This window comes from Enterococcus sp. M-BR2, assembly GCF_056612775.1.
Map to the genome: position 1 here is coordinate 1,822,086 of NZ_CM152743.1, position 23,205 is coordinate 1,845,290.

The following is a 23,205-nucleotide window of genomic DNA, read 5'->3' on the forward strand; positions in this document are numbered from 1 at the left end:
ATTTTGTCATCGCTCAAGGCTGAACAGCTCTTTCACAACCTCTGTTGTTTCATAAAATAATTCTATTCGCTGTAAAGGTCGCGAACTGGCGTCATGATAATCCGGTTCAAGTCATTAATGATCGTACTGAACCCTTGTTCTTTTTGCATTAAATCATTGATTACTTCTTCTGATTGAATTTTCACAGCCATTTCTTGTGCTTTCATTGCATCTTCGTCGCTGAATTCTTGTCCGCTCATTTGTTTTTCTTGTAATTCGATTTGCATCGCTTGGAAGTCTTTGAATAGCTTGTGTGCTTCTTCGTTTGCTTGTACTTTCTCGTACGCTTCTTTCAACGCTTTGAATTCTGGTAATTCACGGATCTCACGTTCGATCTGATTTGCGCTATCGTAGATGTTTGACATGTTATGCCCTCTTTTCTTTTAGTAGTTACTCTCTATTGTAACATGGGGTTATTCGTTTTCAAAGGGTCTACTCTCCTTGATATTTCCGCCAGAGGTCTTTAGCCGCTTCACCAATTCCCTGAACGCCTTCTTTCACCATATCGCCGAAATTCTTCAATCCTTCTTTTGCTTGTTCACCGTATTGATTCAAGTTATCTTGCCAATTTCCAGACTCTCCATTAGAATTACCTGTGTTTCCAACTTGATCTGCTGCTACCACTTGCCCTCCTGTGGCATAGGCATCCGCTACACTAAATCCTGTTTTGGAAGTATAAGGAAGGATACCTTCTGCCGCTGATTTGAAGACTTTCCCGACAACATTTCCACTTGTCCCTTCCAAATAATGCAACTTGCTGGATTCTTCATACCCCATCCATGTCGAAATCACTACGTCTGGCGTATACCCAATCATCCATTGGTCATTTGCTTTCGTGGCATCGAAATTAGTTTCTGTGGTTCCTGTTTTCCCTGCTATCGTATAACCTGCAGGATTCGCAGCAGCTGCTGTCCCATTTGAGAATGTACCAAGAAGCATGCTAGTCATTTCATCGGCTGTTTCCTTTGATATGACCTGTTTTGGCTTTTTGTTTGTATTATCGATGATCACCGCTCCAGTTGAATCAACGATTTTCGTGATGAGATGCGGCGTATACATCTGACCTTCATTGGCAAATGCACTGTAAGCACCCGCCATGATCATTGGAGATACTCCTTTTTCTAATCCGCCAAGAGCTAAGCCATAATACTTATCAGATTTTGCTAAAGGCAGGCCGAATTCTTCTGCTTTATCATATCCTTTTTGTAAACCGATCTCATGCAAAAGCCATACAGCAGGCAAGTTCAAACTTTGTGCAACAGCCTGATACATCGGTACTTCTCCTTGGTATGTCCCGTCAAAATTATGCGCATCGTAATAACTTTGCGGTTCATCTTTCAAGACACTAGAAGGCTTGTAGCCAGCTTCCAACGCTGGTGTATACACGCTTAATGGTTTGATCGTTGATCCTGGAGAACGGCGCATCTGTGTAGCAAAGCTGAATCCTCTAAAGACATGATCTCCTCTTCGTCCTACTAATGCTTGTACACCGCCTGTATTCGGATCTAAAGCTACTGAAGCAGATTGGACCATGGCACCATCTGAAGCATTTGCTGGGAATAATGCATTATTTTGATAAGTAGCTTCTAATTGCTTTTGGTAATCCTGATCTAAAGCTGTATAGATTTTATAGCCTTTATTCATGACATCTTCTTCATCAAGACCATACTCGTTAACTGCTTCATCGATCACTGCATCAAAATAATAAGGATAACGATAACCAGAATCTGAATTGTCGTATGTGTCATGAAGATAAGCACTGATGTCTGTCTGGCTTTCTGCTTGTTCTTGTTCTTTTGTGATTTTTCCGTTTTCTTCCATTACGCTTAATACTGTGTTTTTCCGATCATTCGCATTTGCTGGGTGATCAATCGGATTATAAATACCAGGACCTTTCAGCATTCCTGCCAAAGTAGCAGCCTCAGATAGCGTAACATTCGTTGCATCTACTCCAAAATACTTTCTGGAAGCGTCTTGGACACCCCATACCCCGTTGCCAAAATAGGCATTGTTAAGATACATGGTCAAGATTTCTTCTTTGCTGTACTTCTTTTCGATCTCGATTGCCAAAAATAATTCCTTCGCTTTTCGATCAAATGTTTGATCTAATGTCAGATAAGCATTTTTGGCAAGCTGCTGAGTGATCGTACTTCCTCCGCCCCCTGATGTTCCGCCAGACAAAACCATCCGAACAGCCGCACGGGCGATTCCTTTGATATCAAATCCGTGATGTTCGTAAAAATTCCTATCTTCTGTCGAGATCACCGCATCTTGGATATAGGGAGAAATCGCGTTTAATTCTACGTATGTCCCTTTTTGGGCGTACAGTGTGCCAGCTTCTTCATTTTTCTTGTCATAAATGACTGTCGATTGGCTTAATCCAGATTTTAACGTTTCGACATTTGCTTGTTTGGCTAAAATAAAAAGGTAGATACTTGTCACTAAGACACAGATCAAACCAATCAGCAAAATCAATTTGTTCACATGATATTTTTTCCAAATGCGCTTTCGCCATCGATGGAATTGTCCGAGATATGGTCTGATCCATCGCCAAAAACTGATCAAAGCAGCTTTTATCTTTCCTAAAATGCTTTGAAAATCCATTCGCTTCTTCTCCTGTCTATTCAATTCAATCGTCTTATTTTACCATAATGAAAGAGTGTTTTCTTCCTGCTTAAGTTGTAGTTCGATTTGTTTTTTTTCGCTAGTGCAAGTAGAGTAACATAAGAATGAACAGAAAAATGTAAGTTTTTTCTTAAATATGTTTTAAAAATGGTACAATTAGTCTGCAATTTTACCGAAAGGAGTACACTTGTGAAAATCACGATTACTTTACCTATGAACCACCCTGAAACAACGATTCGCGACTTGCTTGAAAAGGAATGGTTAGTTCCTAGAAAGGTTCGGCACTTTTTGCGTATACGTAAAAACGTTTGGATCAATCAACAACCTGCTTTGTTCCATCATGAAGTAAAAGGCAATGACCAGATCACATTGTTATTCGAAGAAACAGATTATAATTATCAAGAAGTCCAATTAGGAGATGCGAAGCACATCCGTGTTTTATATGAAGATGAACATTTGATTATAGTGGATAAGCCTGCAGGAATGAAGACTCATCCAAACGAACCAACAGAAAACAGTACCTTGCTCAATCACTTAGCTGCTTATCTCGATACGAAAAAACAACGACCTTATGTTGTCCACCGTTTGGACAAAGAAACAAGCGGCGCTGTTTTATTTGCAAAAAACCCATTTGTCTTGCCGATACTTGGAAGAATGTTGGAACAAAAAATGATCTATCGGAGATATCAAGCCATCGTATGGGGGAAAATCGCCAAAGATAGGACTATTACCAATAAAATCGGACGCGATCGCCATGATCGGAGAAAACGGGTCGTAGATGATAAAAATGGTCAGAACGCCTTGACACATGTCACTGTCGACAAAGTACTTTCTGGAAAAACACAAGTGTATTGTGTTTTGGAAACCGGTCGTACGCACCAGATCAGAGTTCACTTAGCTCATATAGGGCATCCAATCGTCGGAGACCCTCTTTACCAAAATAGACCAGCTGAACGGCTGATGCTCCATGCATTAGAACTGCACATGATTCATCCATTTACTCAAGAAAAAATAGTTGGTAAAGCTTTACCCGGATTGTGGAAATAGAAAGAAGAACGTAGTCCTATCATTATCTGCTGATAAGACTACGTTCTTTTTGTGTAACTTGTCTGCTTACTTTTGATGTTCGTGTTCTGCTAACAGCAAACTACCGATAATCCCACTTTCATTCGGCAGTCCCCAACGAACGATATATTCACTTACTTGAGGTGTTTCCATGTAGCCACCCATCAATTCAACAAATTGCTGACGAATTTTTTGAAGGAGATGATCCTGATTCATTACCCCGCCGCCTAAAATAATCTTTTCAGGTGCTAACGTCAACGTATAGTTGATCAGTGCTTGAGCAATATAGAAAGCTTGAATATCCCAAATCGGATGATCTTGTGGCAGATCTTGCCCTTTGATTCCTATACGTGCCTCAATAGACGGACCTGCTGCTAATCCTTCTAAACAGTCTTTATGATAAGGACAAGTGCCTTCATATTGATCATCTGGATGGCGTTTTACCCAAATATGTCCCATTTCAGGATGTGCGATTCCTGAAAAAATTTCCTCATTGATCACAACGCCTGCACCGATTCCTGTTCCCACGGTAAGGTAAATACAACTATTTTTTCCTTGTGCCGCCCCTTGCTTCAGCTCCCCGTATGCAGCCGCATTGACATCCGTCGTCCAAGCAACAGGAACATTGTAGCGTTTCCTGATTGTGCCGAGAAAATCAAATTGTGCCCATCCTTTTTTGGGAGTTGCCAAAACGTATCCGTAATTATCTTTTGTTTGGTCGATACCAATCGGGCCGAATGAGCCAATCCCGATTCCATTCAGTTCATAACGATCAAAAAATTCAAATACTTGATCCAATGTTTCTTCTGGTGTTGTGGTAGGAATACTTGTTTTTTCCAAAATCTCTCCATCTTCTGAAACCGCACACACAAATTTTGTTCCGCCTGCTTCTATTCCGCCATACATTTAGTTTTCCTCCTCGAATCCGATTGTCCGAATTTCATAAGGTTGGATTATCGGGACAACCGATTGCTGCGTTGGTTCTTCAAGCAGATTCAATATGACCGTTTTTCGATTGTCTTTAGTTATTTCTAATTTTTCTAAATGACTAGACATATTGAAACCTCTCACTACTACTTTATCACTAAACTTACTCCGTTTCAAAGCTGTAATTGCAAACGTTTCACTTTTTATCGTTAAATATTGTTGTTTTGATACCAATGTTCCTTCATGATGTTTGATTTGTTGAGTGGAAAAAGGAATCTGTGCCGCGTATGCATGCAAATAAGTAGAGAATGTTTCTTCTGGTCCATGTAGTTCAACGCTGTAATTGAACTGATGCTTACCTAAACACTGTGCTTCTGGTGTTGGAAAATACCCCCAATCTCCTAGTTCTCCCACACAGCGAAGTAGCGTCACCGCGATTTGTCCATCTGCTGTTACTTCGTATTCATTCAAACCAAAGTTACCAACTGTTACACCGTTCTGTTCATCATGAATATTGACAAATGCTTGCTGATGTTGCGGATTCGTGGGATTTTCCCAGCTCCTAGATACATGGTTTGGGCGCTTTACTACTTCAAAAATACTATCTGCTTCGTGATGTTCCACATGTAACTTTGTAGGAAACAAGACACGCAATCGATGATCTTTCATTTGATTGTCAAGAGTCGTTTCAAAGTCGATTTTTTTACTATCTTTTCTGACTGTCATGATCGTTTCTATTTGAAGGATCCGTTTTTCTTTAGATCGTTCTGCTTTTCGATAACGAAATTCTACAACCATCCGTTGTTCTTTCTCTAAACGCTCGTCTGCAGAAACTGGGATCTCCATTTCCTGTAGAATACTTATTTTTGCTATTTCTGGTGTATCTACTAATACTTTTACTTCAGAGTCCTCTTGATTACTGGATAGGATTGGTTGATCATAGACAGGTTGCTTAAAGATATACTCGTTTCCTATATCACCGATATCTTCAAAAATATGCAGGTTATTCCATTTTCGTTTGTTTTTACGATCTTCCATTGTAATGGCACCGTTTTTTTCAATCGTCAAACGTAGGTGGGCGTTTTCGACGATTCGTCCACTCTGACGGATCATTGTTTCCTTTTCTTCTGCTTTCGCTTCCCCTTCTACAAGCGCGAATGTTTCCCAAGAAAACGCTGGCATGTTTTTTATTGGTAAAGTTACCTTGATTGTCTTTGCCATATATGGCACACGGAAACGATCTTTCGGCAAATCATAACCAAATTGTACAGTTTCTTCAGATAAAATAGCTGGTATAGTGGCCCCGCTTTTTGTTTCTACATGATACTTCCGTCTAGGCAACTGTTCTAACTCTTGATACAGATGTTCCGGTATTCCCTCAGCGAATCTTTTTCTTTCTAATTCGATGGTTATTTCTGCTTCGCCAGTTTTATCCATTCCTGCAGTATTTACAACGACAAATGGAAAGCTGTCTTTTGGAAATCCAGTTGTATCGATTGCTGTGGCCAGTTGTTCTAAAGAATCTTGTGCAAGATACTTTCCGACTTCATCTGCTTTTTCAAAACGAGGAATCATTTCCCGATGGACAGAATCGACTGAACAACCGCAAATACTGTCATGAGGATGATTTTGCATTAATGTCTTCCAAGCATAATCTAATTGATCGTGGGGATAAATCCCTGTAACTTCGTAAGCCATCGTCGCAAGTGGTTCTGTGATGTTTTCTAGCTGCCGTTGGACCTTGGTATTCCATTGTTTCAAATAAACGCGAGCAGATGCTGTATTGGCTAAAGTATACCAGCCATCCGTTTCTTGACTTGTCAATTCTCCTTCTACTGAACCTAAGTCTTCTGGCAACTCTTGTCGAACTGCTTCCAGATAGTCAGTAAAATTAGAATGGATGAACTCGTAATCTGGAAACAGCTCATTTGCGAGATGAATTGCTTTTGATATATCTTTTTGTACTGGTTGATGATCAACACCATTCATCATTAATAGATGATCAGTAGATGCATATTGTTCTGCATCTGCTAATTTCTGCTTCCAAAAGACACGAGCAGCTTCTTTTTCTACGGGAATCTCGTTCCCATTGCTATACCAATTGGCAAATAACAGACCAAAAATTTCTGTTTGATCAGGTCCTTTCCACCACATCTCTGAGTATTGAGAAGAATAGTTTTCTGCTTCCAGAACTTGATTGTCAAAGCCAATTGGTTTTACCCCACGGCCAAACGCCGCTGCTGAAATACCAGCTTGTTTCATTAATTGAGGCGTCTGTCCCATATTTCCAAATGTATCAGGAAAATAACCTAACATGACGGGGGTTCCCCATTTACGGCTTTCTTCCATGCCAATCAGCATATTTCTCACGTTTGATTCCGAACTGATCAGAAAATCATCTTGCAAGATATAAAATGGTCCGATTCTCAATTTTCCTTCATTGATTGCTTGTTGGAGCGCCTGTCTTTTTTCTGGTCTTACTTGAAGATAGTCATCTAAAATAATCGTTTGCCCATCCAAATGAAAACTGTTGAAGGACGGATCAACTTCAAATAGCTCTAATAAATCGTCTATCAATTCAATCAACCGCATGTGATGCTGTTCGTAAGCCATATACCATTCACGATCCCAGTGACTATGAGAAATGATATATACTTTCTTTTTCATTTACAGTACCTCCTATTTTTCTACTCGAATATCAAAGTAATCCATGACTAATTCGCAAAACATCATGTTTGCCCAAGAAAACCATTCTCTTGTATAATTTTCAGGATTGTTCACATCAAATCCTTCGTGCATAAGATGTGTTCCTGCAGCAGTTGCTACAAGCAAATTCAATAGCCGTTCTTTTTCAGATTTATCTGGTGTTGTCATTCCTTCCATAGCTAGTGCAATTGGCCAAACATACTCTTTTGGCGTATGGGAAGAACCAATTCCTTTTGCGTACTTTCCTTCATAAAAATATGGATTCTCTTTACTCAACAATGTTCTTCTTGTTTGAAGATAATCTTCCTCTTTTTCCGAACAGTAACCCAAATAAGGTGCCGCGATCAAATTGGGCACATTGCTGTCATCCATGACCGTCGCGTGCCCCATTCCATCTACTTCGTATGCATAAATCGTTTGCCCTTTTTGATTAACCGTCCGTCCGTGATTTTGGATACCTTCTTGAATCTCTTTCTTCAATATTTGTGCTTTCTGTACAATTTCTTTATCATCGAGTATCGTTTGGAAAATTTCTTCCACATAACCTAACACGACCACCGCAAACATATTGGATGGTACCAGATATCCGTAACGGCAAGCATCATCGCTAGGACGGAACCCAGACCATGTCATACCTGTAAAAGTTGTTTTGGCTCCTCGTCCGTCATTGATCAGCGTATCTTCTTTTCTTGTCGTATCTCGTATAAATGTATAAGGAGAGTGTTCATGATCCTGCTCTGTTTCGAACACGCCTAAGATTTTTTTGATCCCTTCAATAAAAGTTGGGTTGAATTGGTCCGTTTTTCCTGTATTTTTATAAAGAAGATAGGCCAACTGTATCGGGTAGCATAAAGAATCAATTTCATATTTTCTTTCCCAGATCCAATCGTTCATTTTTGTGTGATCTGTTTGGTGTCCCGCACCGTTCGCTTCTTCATTGAAGGCATTCGCATATGGATCGATGTTGATATAAAAAAATTGCTTTTTGACCAACCCACTAATCATGTCAGCTAGTTCCTCATCTTCTTTTGCAATCACTAAATAAGGACGAACTTGTGCAGTAGAATCTCGCAACCACATTGCAGGAATGTCTCCTGTCAATAAAAAAGTAGTACCGTCATTTTGCTTTTTGACTGTTGTCAATAATGTGTTGGCAAATGCTGCTGTAAAATTCGTTGCCCAGTCCGCATGGTTTTTCCCGCATTTTTGTGTGATATCATTCATAAATTTTCGCACTGACTTTGGTATATCTTTATAAACCATATAAATTTCCTCTTTTCATTTGATATATCTTTAAAGATTATACCTCTTGTGTCATTTTATGTCTACGCTTTCAAAAAAATAAATTTTTATTTACTTTTTCATCTATTATGGTATTATTTAAATATGATATATCATTAAGAGGTGTTTATATGAATCAACCATTGTACCAGACAATATTTAATGATTTGCAAATGGCTATTTTAACTGGTGAATTACCTGTAGATAGCCAACTACCAACTGAAAAGGAACTTTCCCATACTTATAAAGTAAGCAGAATCACTTCAAAACGTGCATTGACTGAATTAGAGCAATTAGGGCTGATTTATCGCGTTCGTGGGAAAGGCAGTTTTGTTAAATCAGCTTCTCCGGAGCAGATGCTTCCTTCACCTACAAAAACACGGCGGATTCTGTTTCTTCTTCCATATGTCGCTGATTTGTCTGTTGGTGATTTTACCAAGGGATTGAATCCTGTGATGCAGGATAAACAGATGGATGTCATGATGACGACACATGATTTTTTACAAAATAAAACGGCAAAAGAACTCATCCATGAATTTGATGGATTGATTTATTATGCCTTTGATACAGAACAGCATCTTGACTTGCTTTTTGAGCTTTCATTAAAGGAATTCCCTGTTATCATATTGGATAAAAAAATCTATGAATTGCCTTTTCCTACCGTGCTTTCCGACAACTTCCAAGGTGGTGTGCTCGCTACTTCTCATTTGATCGAACAGGGACATTCAAAAATCGCTTATTTATTTGGTGCACAGACTCATCCACAATCCGTACGTCAGCGTTACCTTGGTTACCTTGAAGCATTAGACAAAGCTGGTTTGGCTTTCCACACTTCGCTGGATGACAAAAGCGCGACATTCGATGAATTGCTTTCTTATATCACTAAGTATGAAGTGACCGCTTTTGTTTGCGAAAACGATGTTGTTGCTATCCAGACGATGAATTTCTTGAGACAGCATGATTATCATGTTCCTGAAGATTTTTCAATCATCGGATTTGATGATATCCAAGCAGCCGCTCTTGTTGATCCACCGCTGACAACCATTGCACAAGATTTTGAACAGTTAGGCAAGCTTGCTGGAGAGGCTTTGATCACTTGGTTAGAGACAAACGAACGTCCTTCCGACAGCAAATTTCCAGTTTCATTTATCAAAAGACAATCAACAAAGGAGAAATAAAATGAATATCGGTCAAATAGATACTAGACATGGCACAGCTAATCAGCCAAATTTCTCTAACGGGAACTGCCAGCCTTACACTGGCGTTCCTTTTGGGATGAATTATTTTGCACCGCAAACGACCGATCAAAACGGCAGCTGGTGGTTTCATCCTGAGGATCGTGTTTTTCAAGGTTATCGACTTACCCACCAACCAAGTCCTTGGATGGGCGATTTTAGTCATATGCTGCTCACGCCAATCAATGGTAAATTACAGGAAAATACCCTTTTTCATGCTCAAAGTTCTTACCGCCCAGAAGAAAGTATATTTTGTCCGACTCATCTGTCGATCCGTCAATTGCGTTATGGCATCCGCTCTACATTGATACCCAGTATGTATGGCGGAATCTTATCTATTGATTACAGCAGAAATGATAGCGGTTTACTTTTATCCTTTCCGGGACGTCATCAGCTCTTTGTTATAGATCCTTACACAGTGGAAGGAAAAATCACACATTTTGCTGGTTCAGAAGATCCTGATTTTTCTTTTTATTTTATATTGAGATTTGAATATCCTTTAACAATTGATGAGTTAGCTGTTTCCAACAAAAATAGCGATTCGATCCCGTTGTATTTTGAACAGACAAAAAAACAAATCATCCGATTCGGGACATCTTTTATCAGCTCGGAACAAGCAGCTTATAACCTGGAACTAGAACAAAACCAAAGCAAAGAGACTTACCTTGCTAACAGCCAGAAACAATGGCAATCCTATTTTGATCGTATACAGCTCACACACCATGATCAACAACAATTGCGGACGTTTTATCATAACTTCTATCGAGTGTTTTTATTTCCGCAGACATTTTATGAAATGGATCCTAGTGGGCAAAAAATCCACTATGATACGACTAGTCGATCTGTGAAACCTGGTGTTCTCTATACAAATAATGGGTTTTGGGATACGTATAAAACGGTTTATCCTCTTTATTCTTTGATTGCTGTAGAAAAGTACGAAGAAATGCTGGAAGGTTTTTTGAACAGCTATAGAGAAAGTGGCTATTTGCCAAAATGGCTGTCTCCTGACGAACGTGGACTAATGCCTGGGACATTAATTGATGCAGTCATTGCAGATGCTGCTGTAAAAGATATTCGGCCAGACTTGATGCAGGAATTTCTAACAGCAATAAAGAAAGGCGCTACAGTTCAAAGTAATCATCCAAATTATGGACGACAAGGGACAGAGGATTACTTGACATACGGCTATGTTCCTAATCACTACCATGAATCGGTCAATCATACGCTAGACTATGCTTACAGCGACTTTTGTATTAGTCAAGTTGCCAAAGTACTAGCAGAGGACGAAACGGTGAAAAAATATCAGCAACGATCATTGAACTATCAAAATATTTTTGACTATGAGACAGGATGGATGCGTTCCAAAGATAAAAATGGCAAATTCAGAGAACCATTTTCTGCTCATCGTTGGGGACAAGATTATGCAGAAGGCAGTGCTTGGCAAAGCAGCTTTGCTGTTTATCATGATTTTGCAGGGTTGATCGAAAAATATGGCGGCAGTGAGAGATTCAAAGAAAAACTCATTGATTTGTGCAATCAATCTCCGACATTTGAAACAGGAGGATATGGTTTTGAGATTCATGAAATGAGCGAGATGGCTGCGATAGAATTTGGGCAGTTAGCTATCTCCAATCAGCCAAGTTTTCATTACCCATACTTGTTCAGCTATATTGGACAACCCGAAATGGCACAGCCATTGCTTAAACAATTGATGACTCAAACTTTCAACGATTCTTCAACGGGTTACCCTGGAGATGAGGACAACGGAAGTATGGCTGCTTGGTATATCTTCAATAGTCTGGGATTCTATCCTGTCACACCAGGAACCGGTGAATATGTTATCGGTATGCCTTTAATGGACAAGGCTGTTGTGCTTTTGTCAAATGGAAAGGAATTGACGATTGAAGCCACTCCTAATCGGCCGCAACAGCAATTTATCCATAAAATCAATCGGATGGACAAAGAATATACGAAATTATATTTTACCCATCAAGATTTGCTGAAAGGCGGCAAGATTTCTTACCAATTAGGTATCGTCCCTCATCCTAAGAAGTATCGATCAAAAGATTTGCCTTTTTCTTTATCAAACGATAACTAACAAAAGGTTGTGAAAAAGCTGTCCTGCATCAAGTAATAAGAACAGCCAAACAAAAATAGCTCCTCCTATTTTCGTTTGGTTGGGCTTATTACCGCAGATGCAAACTTTTGAACATTGATTCATTCCATACGCTTCTTTTTTTAGGATTCTCCTCTTTTTTCCCGATACTCCTTAGGGGATCTGCCGACAATCTTCTTGAATAATTTAGAGAAATACGTGGTATTGTTGTAGCCAATCTCACTTGCTATTTCATTGACGTTTTGATTACTGTGCAAAAGCAGCTGCTTTGCTTTTTCCATACGCAAATGGTTCAAATAAGCTGAAAAACTTTTTTTCGTTTCTTTTTTGAACAACTGCCCTAAATACATGACATTTAAATGCAAACTTTCTGACACTTCTTTGAGTGTAAGTGGTTCTTGATAATGCTGATGCAGGATTTCGATTACTTTTTCTACATTGCCACTGTATTTTTTCTGTCTCTGGTGCTTTTGGACGAACGACAGAAGAAGCTGATGGAGTTCTTGCACCGTTTTTGCCTGATGAATTTTTTCGATTCCTTGTAAATATTCCTCATCTTCTAGATCAATCAATTCCCGTTGAATCTCCATAAACAGTAAAAAGCTGGAGTGCCGGATGTCTTCCGGCATCATGGCTGCTAACTGAAATTGCTCGAAAAAATCAGTGATCATTTTTTGGGCATCATCTAATCGTTTATTTTGCAACACACGTCTGAAACTTGAAAAATCGATGGTTTGCTCTTTTATTGTTGCTTGTATTGCGTAAAAAACATGCTCGTCTTTATCTCCATAAAATTGATGTAATTGTAGATTGTCTTTCGCTTGTTGAAATGTTTCAGGGATCTTGTCCAATGAATCTGTCTCTTCCCCGATACTGATCAGCCATTCCTGATCAGGGATGTTTTCTTGGACAAAACAGCAAAATCCATCAACTTCATCTGCCTCCAACAACAGCGTAATCAATATACGGTCTCCATAATTTCTTTGATAATAAAAGATTTGCTGGTGTTCTTTCAACCATGTATTGATAAGAGGATCATGAATTCTTGATAATTGGATCAATACTATTCTATGCTGTTTCTCACTGATTTGTCCTATTATTTCTTCTTCACTTGCTTCATCTAACTCTTCATTCAACCATTGACTGAATAATAGTTCCTGATAGATTTCTTGCTGATTTTTTTGTTCATTTTGCTGGTCTAACCGTGTTTTGATTTTCTTGAGGCTTTCAATCAATTCGAACTTATTCACGGGTTTCATCAAATAATTCACTGCGCCTAATTGCATGCCTTCTTTCAAATAATCAAATTCTTGGTACCCGGACAAAATCATAAATTCAAAATTATGATGTTCTTTTTGAGCCGCTTCAATAAATTCCAGTCCGTTTATTTCTGGCATCGTCACATCCGTTACCACTAGATCAATCCGCTGTTGCTCAAGGACAGATAGTCCTTCTTTGGCATTCTCCGCTGTTGCTACTATTTGGAACCCTAAACTTTTCCAATCAATTATCTTTTTTAACCCATTCAAAATCATGTATTCATCATCTACCAATAACACCTGGTACATGTTCACCCCTCCTTGAATGTAATAGAAACAGTCAGTCCACCTGTCTCATTATTCTCAAGCGACATGTAATAACTGCTGCCGAAGTTGGCACGTAAACGTTCATTCACGTTTTGCAGACCGATTGATTCGTGAAGTTCCACTTTGGGATGAGACAGTTTTTCTTCCACCTGTTTTAGCCGTTTTTCAGTCATCCCTCTTCCATTATCTTTGACGATGATTCTTACCCGCTTGTCTTCCTGTAAGACTTTGACACTTAGGGCATTATCAAATCGAGTAAAATCAATACCATGTTTAAAATAATTTTCAACTAATGGTTGAATCACAAATTTAGGTACTTCGATCTTTTCCAAATCAGGATCGATCATAAAATGATAGGCCACTCGATTAGGATAACGCATTTGATATAAATAGACATATTTTTCGCAAAAGTCCAGTTCTTCTTTCAAAGTGATCGTCTTCTCTTGATTTGTGTTGTTTCGGAGCAAGGCAGAAAAAGCATATACAACATCTGCTAATTCTTCGCTTCCTTCGCTGATTGCATACATTCGGATATATTCTAATGTATTGTATAAAAAATGCGGATTGATCTGTGCTTGAAGCGCCCGCATATGTGCATCTTGCTGTTTGATTTCTAGTTTGTAGATGTCTTCGACAAATTGATTGATGCTATCCAACATTTCGTTGATACCGATGGAAAGTTCCTTTAGTTCATATTCCGTTTTTGTTGTATCAATCCGGGTTTCTAAATTCCCTGCTGCTGTTTGCTCCATTGCCTGCATGACGATGGATATTTGCTGTGAATATCGTTTGAATGTTTTATAAAGAAAGATAAGCAATATACTGTCTAAAACAATGATACCTACAATCAGCGGGGCAAGGTTTTTCCCCGTTTCGATTTTTACGCTTTTTTTATCTAATACAGCTAATATTCGGTAATCATCCGACAGTTCTTGATGTTGGATAAAATTATTTTTTCTCAGATTAGCAATTGGCAATTGTGAATTTTTCTGAAGACTCTCTGAGATAATCGTTTCTTGTCTTCCAAACGTTTCTTTAGCTATTTTATTATCATGGAACGTATACAAGCGATTTGTCGTGCCAGAAATCATGTATAAAGAGAGTCCATTGAATGACGTTAGATTCTCTAAAATCGTATCTAGCTCTTTCTTTTGGAAACCGATAAAAATACTGCCTGACTCAGCTCCTCCTTGTGTGATAGGCAACTTGATATAAAAGGCGTCTAGTAATTTTGGCGTTCCTGCTTTTACTTCTCCGCCTTTGTTTTCTCTAGAGGATTCATAATACTCCGGTAGCTGATTCAGTACGATATATACCGCACTTAGTTCTTCATAATTTATATAAAGATCTTTGATTTGATTTGGGAAAGAAACTAATTCGTCGGTACTGTTTTGCTGCTCATATACATACATCAAATACTGATCTATGGGTTTTGTTAAGTAGGTAGTGACATTTTCGATTTTTTCGGAATCACCGACGAGTTGGTTTTTAATGATCCTACTCAAAGTTGTTTTGTCATTCAGCATTCTGCTTGTACTTTGAACGGCATCACTTGTCATGTTTTCTGCCTGCTTTTGGTTTTGATTCCACGTATGGACACTAAAAATAATAGTAGCAGTCATCGTTACACCAATCATGATAACCGCATATTTCCGCAACAGCCGATTCAGTAACGTTCCTTTTGAAAATAGAATCCGGATCCTATTCATAACTTTCCAACTGTTTATCTAACTCTTCACGCCACTGTTTCGTCGTCGTACCATTCCAAACCGTCAAAAGACCAATGACACCAAATAAGATCAATCCTTTGAATTGCCAAGTCACAGCTATAATTATACCGCTACCAATAATTGTTTTTAGAAAAGACGAAAAGCTGGAAAAAACCGAAATAAAACTCAGCTTTAGTAGATTAGGAACAGAGATCGTATATTCACTGTCTAAAATCATACTGTATTGATAAGTAGCAAATAGACAAAATAAGGCAAAAAGCAAAATAAAATCAATAGCTAAAAAAATGAGTCCTTTGATTTGAACAGATAGATATAGATTGTAGCTCAATAAAGTAGTACTAGATAAAAATAAACCAAATAGCAGATTTCCTCTTAAAAAATTTCTTTTATATATATTCCAGCCTCTTTTTAACGTGATTTCTTTATACTCGAATCCATATAAATAAAATAACTCATTGACTGTTTTCCATGCCGTACCTAATCCAAAGATGATTCCGCCGACAAACGTGTATATCCAGAAATATAAGGTTAGTTTTATAACGACCCAGATTCGGATAAACAACTCTTCCAAAACCTTCCCTAACATATCTTCTCCTCCAAACATTAAGTTTATACTTTCTCATTATACAAAAAGGTTGGGCAATCAGCACCATGGCCTGAGTATTAAAGGTTGTAAAAGAGCTGCCCTGCATCAAGTAATAAGAATAGCCGAACAAAAATAGCTCTCTACGTTTTTCGTTCGGTTGGGCTGATTGCCGCAGATGCAAGGTTTTGAACACCGTTTATTCGGAACAAGAGGTTGCGACACGTTTTTGTCACAACCTCTTTGTCTTTATTCATTATTGTTCTTGTCGAAACTCGTCATATTGTTTTTGCATTTCTTTCAATACCTTGTCATAACCAGCTTTATCTAAAGCTTCTTTTAATTTCGGCAATGTTTCATCTGGATCAACAGTTCCTGTATTCAATCCATCCAAATACTGGTTCATGACATTTGAAATATTACTTAATTCTGTTTTCACACTGTCCGTGTTGAAGCTGAATCCTAAAATCGGTGAAGTTTCTGCTTCAGCAATCGATTGGTCGCGTTTGGCAATCATGTCATCCGTAATGGACTCTTGTGTATATAGAATCTTGTTGTTTCCTGTATTCCAAGCAGACATATGTGTGTTTGGCTGATAACCATCTAGCAATTTGATTTTATCCTCTGAACCATCGACTTTTTCCCATGCTTCTCCTTCGATTCCCCAAACAAGTCCATTCAATAATTCTGGATCACTGTTAAGCAGCCCTAGAAGTTCTACTGATTTTTCTTTATTTTTTGAAGTATTGGATACGACAAAATTTGCCATTTGTGCTTGAGCTGTAGATTTCAATGGAACAGTAATTGCTTTTGAAACTAGTTCTTGTTTTGCTGCATTTGTCAAAATCGTATCGCCATAATCATAGGGTCCTTGTGTTTCTCCACGCATCAGCCAAGTATTTCCTTCTAGTGGATAGTCCTTATTGCTCGTTGCAGCGTCACTTGGAATGAGTCCTTGTTTGTACCAGCTATGCATCGTACGCAACAGGCCGATATACGTTTCATTGTCGTATTGATTGATGATTTTTGAATCATCTCCATCCAGATCAATAGCAAATGGTAAAGTGTTCCCTAAAGGATAGTCAAAGTTTCCTTGGACTTTGAATCCTTGTCCAATGGCAAAAGCGGCCGTGTTTGGTTCTTTTTCATGGAATTCCTTCAAAACTTTTTCTGCATCAGCGTAAGATTGGATTCCATCAATTGAAAGATCATATTTATCTAGTAAAGCTTTGTTAAAAGTAAGTACTTGTTGAGCAAAGACATTTCCATTTACTGGAAAGGCATATAATTTCCCATTCACCAAATTTCCCTTGATATAAGCTTCATCTAAATCATTATACGCTTTTTCAGCGTACTTAGGCGCTAATTCAGTCAAATCAGCAAAGGCTCCTTTTTGAGCATTGGAAACATAGTTGTTCGCAAAGGCGATATCGTAATTTTCTCCGGAAGAAATGATGACGTTCATTTTCTTTTCGTAATCGCCCCAACCAATGTAATTGATATTGACTTTTGCACCGATCTCTTTTTCGATTCGTTTGTTTGCCACTTCCATCAATTGATCGAAATTATCCGGTTTATCACCGATTTGATACATCTGCAAAGTGTCCGAATCACTAGCTTCTGCTTGCTCTTTAGAACCAGAACCTCCGCATGCCGCTAATGTACCTACCAATAATGCTGAAACACCTGTAAAGGCTAGTTTCTTCCATAACTTCATTTTTCTTCCTCCTAATTTTATGATTTATATTTTTTTATTCTTTTACTCCACCGATCGTTAGACCTTTGACAAAATGTTTCTGGAAAAATGGATAGCTGATCGCAATAGGCAACGTAGAGATAACTACGATCGCCATTCTGGCGGATTCTCCTGGAACTGAAGCTAGCCCACCTGTCAATTGGCTTCCTGCTCCTGAATTTTGCGTCAGATATTGAATATTACTTTGGATTTTCATCAAAAGATACTGTAGTGGAACTAGCTTATCATCTTGAATGTATAGTAAAGCATTGAACCAGTCATTCCAGTAACCCAATGCGGCAAATAAGCTGATTGTTGCGATACCAGGAACAGCTAACGGTAAAACGATTTGAACGAATATTCGAAGTTCGCTAGCTCCGTCGATCCGCGCCGATTCAATAATCGAATCAGAGACCGAACGTTTAAAGAATGTGCGCATCACAATAATATTGAAGGGGCTGACAGCCATTGGCAAGATCAATGCCCAAATCGTATCTTTTAACTGGAGAAGATTTGTCATAACAAGATAATTAGCTACCATACCGGGTGAGAACAACATCGTAATCAAACAAAAAACGGTAAAAAAACGACGGAATGGAAAATTTGACCGCGAAATCGCATAAGCATATAAAGAAGTAGCCGTGCTATTGATCAGTGTACCTAAAACAGTGACAAGCATAGTAACATAAAGCGCTTGGAAAATTTTATCCTGCATCTGGTCGAACAAATACGTATAACCAAATAGACTGAATTTTTCTGGCCAAAAACTGTACCCGTGCGTCGACAATACGGACTCATCGGTAACAGAGATGGCAATAACAAATATAAATGGCAAAATACAGGAAATAGCAAAGAGTGCAATCATTATATTAGAGAAAAAATTGGTCGTCTTATTGAAAGAACGGACTTGGACTCTCTCCACTTTCTTTTTTTTCATTTTTTTCCTCCTTAGAATAATGCAGAATCGCTATCAAAACGACGGGCGACCGTATTTGTGATCATCAATAAGACAAAACCAACAACTGATTGATAAAGTCCTGCAGCAGCCGTCATACCAAAATCTCCTGTGGATGTCAGCCCATTGTAGATATACGTATCCAAAACTTGAGTCACATCGTACAATGCACCGGAATTCCTAGGAATGTTATAAAACAGGCCAAAATCAGCTCGAAAAATGTTTCCTACGGCTAAAATCGTTAAAATCGTCATCAATGGAATCAGTTGTGGTATCGTCACATGTTTGATTTGCTGCCATTTGCTAGCTCCATCAACCATAGCAGCTTCATAATAAGTCGGATCGATTCCCATAACAGATGCAAAGTAAATGATGCTGTTATAACCAATCCCTTTCCATGTACCGATGAACACTAAGATAAATGGCCAATATTTCGGTTCATTATACCAATTGACAGCTTCTCCTCCGTGTCCAGTAATCCACTGGTTGAATATTCCTTTGTCGGGACTTAAAAAGGCGTAAACGAAGTAACTGATAATGACCCAAGATAGAAAATAAGGGAGCAAGGACATCGTTTGATAAACTTTAACAAGTCGTTTATTTCTCAACTCGCTCATAATGATTGCAAATACGACTGAAATGAGCAGATTTAAAAGGATAAATGTCACATTATATAAAATTGTATTTTTAGTGATGAGAAATGCTTGGTCCGAAGAAAATAAAAATTTGAAATTTTCCCAACCCACCCAAGGACTTTCCCTCAGGCTAGCCAGGAACCCATCTGCTGAAATATGAAAATTTTTGAATGCTACGACATTCGCCATTACAGGTATGTAAAAGAAAAAAATCATCCAAAGCATACCCGGTACAGCCATCAGGACAAGTGCTTTATAACGCCATAGATTCATAAAAAAATGATTGAACCCCTTTCGTTTTTTCATCTAAAAACCCCTTTCGATTCATTCGCAACGTCATTATAGCGCTTTCAATAATGAGAATAAATAAACAAAGTATAGGGAAAATGAAACAAAGTATAGGAGAGGTTGTGAAATCAGCGTTTTGTCCTGAGTATTAGAGAAAAGAACGGAAAAATAGTTTCTCATATTTTGCCGTTTTTTGAGCTAATACCGAGGGTCAGCTGATTGCACACCGTTTATCAGAGGTTGTGAAATCAGCGTTTTGTCCTGAATATTAGGGAGATCGTGACCTTACTATCTAACTCCGAGTCACAAGGAGCAATGGGAACTGTGACAAAAGTCTTGTCACAGTCCCTTATTCTGAACAAACAATGTTCCAGAAGTAGCTTCTACGGAAATAAGTCGAAATTTCACAAAAAGGCCATCCAAAAGTCAGACGGATAAGTCTGCTTTTCAGATGGCGCTACAACTACGCTACTTATTCTTTTAACTGTCCATTCACTTATTTTTCTCTCACTTGTTCTAGCTCTTCTTTGGTCATGGGGCGATACTGCCCTTTATTCAAATCTTTAGGCAGCCAAAAATTCCCCATACGGATTCTTTTTAAATATAAGACTTCTTTTCCTACTGCTTTGACCATTCGCTTGACTTGGTGAAACTTCCCTTCATGCAAAATCAGTCGGATAATTGAAGTTTCTGACTCTTGATCTACTTGATCAATTTGGAGTTTTGCCGGCAATGTCTGCTCATCGCCATCAATAATTAATCCTTCTGCAAATAAACGGATATCTTCTTCTGTCATTATACCGCTAACCTCAGCTAAATATTCTTTCTCCACGTGTTTTTTTGGTGATAATAACTGATGAGCAAATATCCCATCATTCGTTAAAATCAGGAGGCCTTCCGTGTCTTTATCCAATCGGCCAACTGGAAAAAGATCTTCCCGATAATCTTGATCTTTCAACAAATCGATTACGGTTTGGTCATGATTATCCTGAGTAGCAGAAATGACTCCTGCAGGTTTATGCAAAATATAATAAAAATCTTTTTGATACGCAATGATTTCTCCTAAATAAGTAACCGTATCTTCAAACTCGTTTACTTGCGTTTTATCGCTTTTGACCACTTGCCCATTGACTTCAATCGTTCCTTTTTTGATCAATCCTTTGACTTCTTTGCGGCTACCAAGTCCCATATCTGCTAAAAATTTATCTAAACGCATGCGTTTCCCCCATTTCAAAAGAGCATTGATTCTGCTCTTCCCATTCACTTATTTTATTTTTAATTTGTGTCGTAAACGCGCTATTCCTGGTCCTAGTAGTCTTTCTGCCAAACGGATTTTCAAAGCTAAATAACCGTACACCAATGCCCCTATACCTGCTACTGCAAGAATCAATAATAGAGACTGGAATTTGCTATCTTCATTTAAGAAAGTCCCAAAAATCATCTTTGTGATCCACGAAGCAAAAAGCATAATCAAGGTAAGAATAAAGATCAGTAATGTCCTACGCCAGACAAAACTTGGTTTAAAGCGGGCTACTTCATGGATCCTCTTTAAGATTAAGGTACAAGACACAGCAAACCCGAGCATTGTCGCTAATAAAGGGCCATACACTTCAAATAAACGGATGGCTGGATATTGAAGAAGTAGTTTCACCAGAAACCCAACAACCAAATAACTGATTGCTGCCCTGTTTTCAAACATTCCTTGCAGCATGTTGGAAACTAGCATATATAACCCTAAGAAGAGTCCTACAAAACTTGCTTGGATCAGTACATTGCTTCCTAGAGAATCTGGTGTATAAAATAATGTGTTTAGCGGATAGGCGAGTAACATGACACCGAATGTCGCTGGAAACATAAAAAATGAAAACAGTTGTAAATTTCCGCTCGTCAATTTTGCCAGCCCTACTCGATCTTTCAACGTAACAGCTTCTGTAATCAACGGTAACCCGGTAGACGCAATCGATGTTGCCAATGCGATAACTACCATCGTCAACTTATCTGGATTGGCACTGAAAATCGAAAAAAGATCTAACAACTGTGCGTTGGAATATTCAGTGGATGCGGACATGATCCTCATAAAAGTGAATTGATCGACTAATTTGAAGATTGTTACCCCTGAACCAACGATAATAAACGGTATTGCTTCTTTAATGGTATCTAACAACAATTCCTTCGTTGCAATATTTACTTTGTTTTCGCTGTAGTGGATAAATGCAGATGTATACGCTTGATGTTTCTTCAAAAAATACAAAAGGACAAGGATACTTGCTAGCATACCGATAAATGCCGCGAAAGTTGATTGCGTGACCGCTGTCACATAATCGCCATTCATGACTTTCATGATGATGAATGTAGCCAATAGCATATAAAAAATACGTGCCATTTGTTCAACGATCTGCGACAGCGCATAAGGCATCATCTCTTGATTTCCTTGAAAATACCCTCGTATCACACTCATACAAGGAAAAACCAATACAGCGATACTCAAAGAGCGCATCGTTGGAATCAGTTCTTCTCCGCCACCAGAAGCATGAGCTAGCCAAGGAGAGGCGATGTACATGAACAAAGCGAACAACAGACCTAACCCGCCCATCATCTGTAATGCCCGGATGAATAATCGTCGTGAAGTGCCATATTCATTCAACGAATTATATCGCGCGGTTTGTTTTGCGATCGCCGCGGGTATTCCTGCTGTAGAGATCAGTAGAAACAATGCATATATATTGTACCCCATATTGAATAATCCATTGGCAGCCTTAGCATTTTCGCCCATCCAAGCATACCAAGGAATGATATAGACAGCTCCTAGCAACCTTGAAATGATATTACTGGCGGTCATCCAGGCAGAGCCTCGTGCCATTTTTTCTTGCGGTGATAATTGATCTAATGCTGGTTTTCTTTGATTATCCATCGGTCAGATTCCAACTTTCTACAAAACATTACTATCATTTTAATTGGTAAAACAGAAACTGGCAATCGATTTTATATAACTTTTATAAGAACGATTGTTTTTTTGAATTCGGTTTCGTTTTTTTGGTAAAGTAAAGAAATATACAGCCTTTTATGGCTAACATTTATAGGAGATATCAATGACACAAGAAATAAAAAAACTACCCGTTATATTTTTAGGTCTTTTCTTTATCACAGTTGGATTGAATTGGTTCTTGCTCCCTCATGATATAGCTTCCGCCGGAGTGGGCGCAATCGGACATTTAGTTGAAACGGCCTTTTCTATCCAGCGCTCAGTTACTGTTTGGATCATCAACCTTATGATGCTGCTTCTAGCCGCTGTTCTATTAGGAAAATCAGTATTTTTTAAAACTGTAGCGGGAAGTCTGCTTTTTCCTGTTGTTTTAGAGATTGTTCCAAAAGTGGAAATGCTCTCCTCACATTTCTTTTCACTGATTTCAGGAAGTCTTTTGTTCAGTCTTGGGGTTTACACATTGTACACCGTTGGAGCCTCAAATGGCGGGATAACGATACCGCCGATTATTTTCCACAAATTTTTTCGGCTTCCAATGCCGCAAGGACTGTTACTTACGAATAGCCTTATCGTCTTTTTGAATTATTATGTATTTGGATGGTTAGAGACACTGTTCGTTCTCCTATCTATTACAGTCAGTTCATTGTTTATGAAAATACTCATCCGCTTGTCCCCTGTGTCAAGAAAATTTGAATAAAGCTGGATTTTGTCATAGC

Annotated in this window: 17 protein-coding genes; 4 read left to right on the plus strand and 13 right to left on the minus strand. The window is 38.6% G+C overall.

Annotation, left to right across the window (positions count from 1 at the left end; all coding sequences use genetic code 11):
* Positions 1-62: 62 nt before the first annotated feature.
* Positions 63-404 carry a YlbF/YmcA family competence regulator gene (locus AC1F25_RS08845; RefSeq protein ID WP_002285994.1) on the minus strand — a complete coding sequence of 114 codons (342 nt, stop codon included), beginning with the start codon at positions 402-404 and terminating at the stop codon, positions 63-65.
* A 67-nt stretch (positions 405-471) separates the two neighbouring features.
* A complete protein-coding gene (locus AC1F25_RS08850) occupies positions 472-2,643 on the minus strand; it encodes a PBP1A family penicillin-binding protein (protein WP_002310843.1) in 2,172 nt (723 codons plus the stop codon).
* A gap of 210 nt (positions 2,644-2,853) precedes the next feature.
* Between AC1F25_RS08850 and AC1F25_RS08855 the strand changes: the two genes are divergently transcribed.
* A complete protein-coding gene (locus AC1F25_RS08855) occupies positions 2,854-3,711 on the plus strand; it encodes an RluA family pseudouridine synthase (RefSeq protein WP_002310841.1) in 858 nt (285 codons plus the stop codon).
* A gap of 66 nt (positions 3,712-3,777) precedes the next feature.
* Here the strand turns inward: AC1F25_RS08855 and AC1F25_RS08860 are convergent, their stop codons facing one another.
* Genes AC1F25_RS08860 through AC1F25_RS08870 form a run of 3 tightly spaced genes read right to left on the minus strand, consistent with a single transcriptional unit; the run spans position 3,778 to position 8,625 of the window.
* Positions 3,778-4,635 (minus strand): ROK family protein, encoded by an 858-nt coding sequence (locus AC1F25_RS08860; RefSeq protein ID WP_002310840.1) that lies wholly within the window; start codon positions 4,633-4,635, stop codon positions 3,778-3,780.
* Positions 4,636-7,323: an alpha-mannosidase gene (locus tag AC1F25_RS08865; RefSeq protein WP_479994054.1), complete on the minus strand. Its 2,688-nt coding sequence runs from the start codon at positions 7,321-7,323 to the stop codon at positions 4,636-4,638.
* A 12-nt stretch (positions 7,324-7,335) separates the two neighbouring features.
* The gene (locus tag AC1F25_RS08870; protein WP_479994055.1) at positions 7,336-8,625 is read right to left on the minus strand and encodes a glycoside hydrolase family 125 protein; all 1,290 of its coding nucleotides are present in this window, start codon (positions 8,623-8,625) and stop codon (positions 7,336-7,338) included.
* A 149-nt stretch (positions 8,626-8,774) separates the two neighbouring features.
* Here AC1F25_RS08870 and AC1F25_RS08875 point away from each other — a divergent pair, with 149 nt between their 5' ends.
* Positions 8,775-9,821: a GntR family transcriptional regulator gene (locus AC1F25_RS08875; RefSeq protein WP_002310837.1), complete on the plus strand. Its 1,047-nt coding sequence runs from the start codon at positions 8,775-8,777 to the stop codon at positions 9,819-9,821.
* 1 nt (position 9,822) lies between these two features.
* The gene (locus tag AC1F25_RS08880; protein WP_479994056.1) at positions 9,823-11,976 is read left to right on the plus strand and encodes a GH92 family glycosyl hydrolase; all 2,154 of its coding nucleotides are present in this window, start codon (positions 9,823-9,825) and stop codon (positions 11,974-11,976) included.
* Between the two features lie 140 nt (positions 11,977-12,116).
* On the opposite strand, the gene AC1F25_RS08885 is transcribed toward AC1F25_RS08880, so the two are convergent.
* The 8 genes from AC1F25_RS08885 to AC1F25_RS08920 all read right to left on the minus strand — a co-directional run bounded on the left by AC1F25_RS08885 (position 12,117) and on the right by AC1F25_RS08920 (position 22,417).
* On the minus strand, positions 12,117-13,562 hold the full coding sequence (locus AC1F25_RS08885; RefSeq protein ID WP_479994057.1) for a response regulator: 1,446 nt from the start codon (positions 13,560-13,562) through the stop codon (positions 12,117-12,119).
* A 2-nt stretch (positions 13,563-13,564) separates the two neighbouring features.
* On the minus strand, positions 13,565-15,289 hold the full coding sequence (locus AC1F25_RS08890) for a sensor histidine kinase (RefSeq protein WP_002314458.1): 1,725 nt from the start codon (positions 15,287-15,289) through the stop codon (positions 13,565-13,567).
* On the minus strand, positions 15,282-15,896 hold the full coding sequence (locus AC1F25_RS08895) for a YesL family protein (RefSeq protein WP_104869367.1): 615 nt from the start codon (positions 15,894-15,896) through the stop codon (positions 15,282-15,284). The genes AC1F25_RS08890 and AC1F25_RS08895 overlap by 8 nt, the downstream gene beginning before the upstream one ends.
* Positions 15,897-16,149: 253 nt before the next feature.
* Positions 16,150-17,610 (minus strand): ABC transporter substrate-binding protein, encoded by a 1,461-nt coding sequence (locus AC1F25_RS08900; protein WP_002320518.1) that lies wholly within the window; start codon positions 17,608-17,610, stop codon positions 16,150-16,152.
* A gap of 34 nt (positions 17,611-17,644) precedes the next feature.
* A complete protein-coding gene (locus tag AC1F25_RS08905) occupies positions 17,645-18,565 on the minus strand; it encodes a carbohydrate ABC transporter permease (protein WP_002310830.1) in 921 nt (306 codons plus the stop codon).
* A gap of 11 nt (positions 18,566-18,576) precedes the next feature.
* Positions 18,577-19,524: an ABC transporter permease gene (locus AC1F25_RS08910; RefSeq protein WP_002310829.1), complete on the minus strand. Its 948-nt coding sequence runs from the start codon at positions 19,522-19,524 to the stop codon at positions 18,577-18,579.
* Positions 19,525-20,002: 478 nt separating this feature from the next.
* Positions 20,003-20,722, minus strand: a complete 720-nt coding sequence (locus AC1F25_RS08915) for a pseudouridine synthase (protein WP_002320519.1) — start codon at positions 20,720-20,722, stop codon at positions 20,003-20,005.
* 48 nt (positions 20,723-20,770) lie between these two features.
* Entirely contained in the window at positions 20,771-22,417 is a 1,647-nt protein-coding gene (locus AC1F25_RS08920; RefSeq protein ID WP_479994058.1) for a putative polysaccharide biosynthesis protein, read from the minus strand.
* A 178-nt stretch (positions 22,418-22,595) separates the two neighbouring features.
* Here AC1F25_RS08920 and AC1F25_RS08925 point away from each other — a divergent pair, with 178 nt between their 5' ends.
* Positions 22,596-23,186, plus strand: coding sequence for a YitT family protein (locus tag AC1F25_RS08925; protein WP_002310826.1), 591 nt, complete (start codon positions 22,596-22,598; stop codon positions 23,184-23,186).
* The last annotated feature ends 19 nt before the right edge of the window (positions 23,187-23,205 follow it).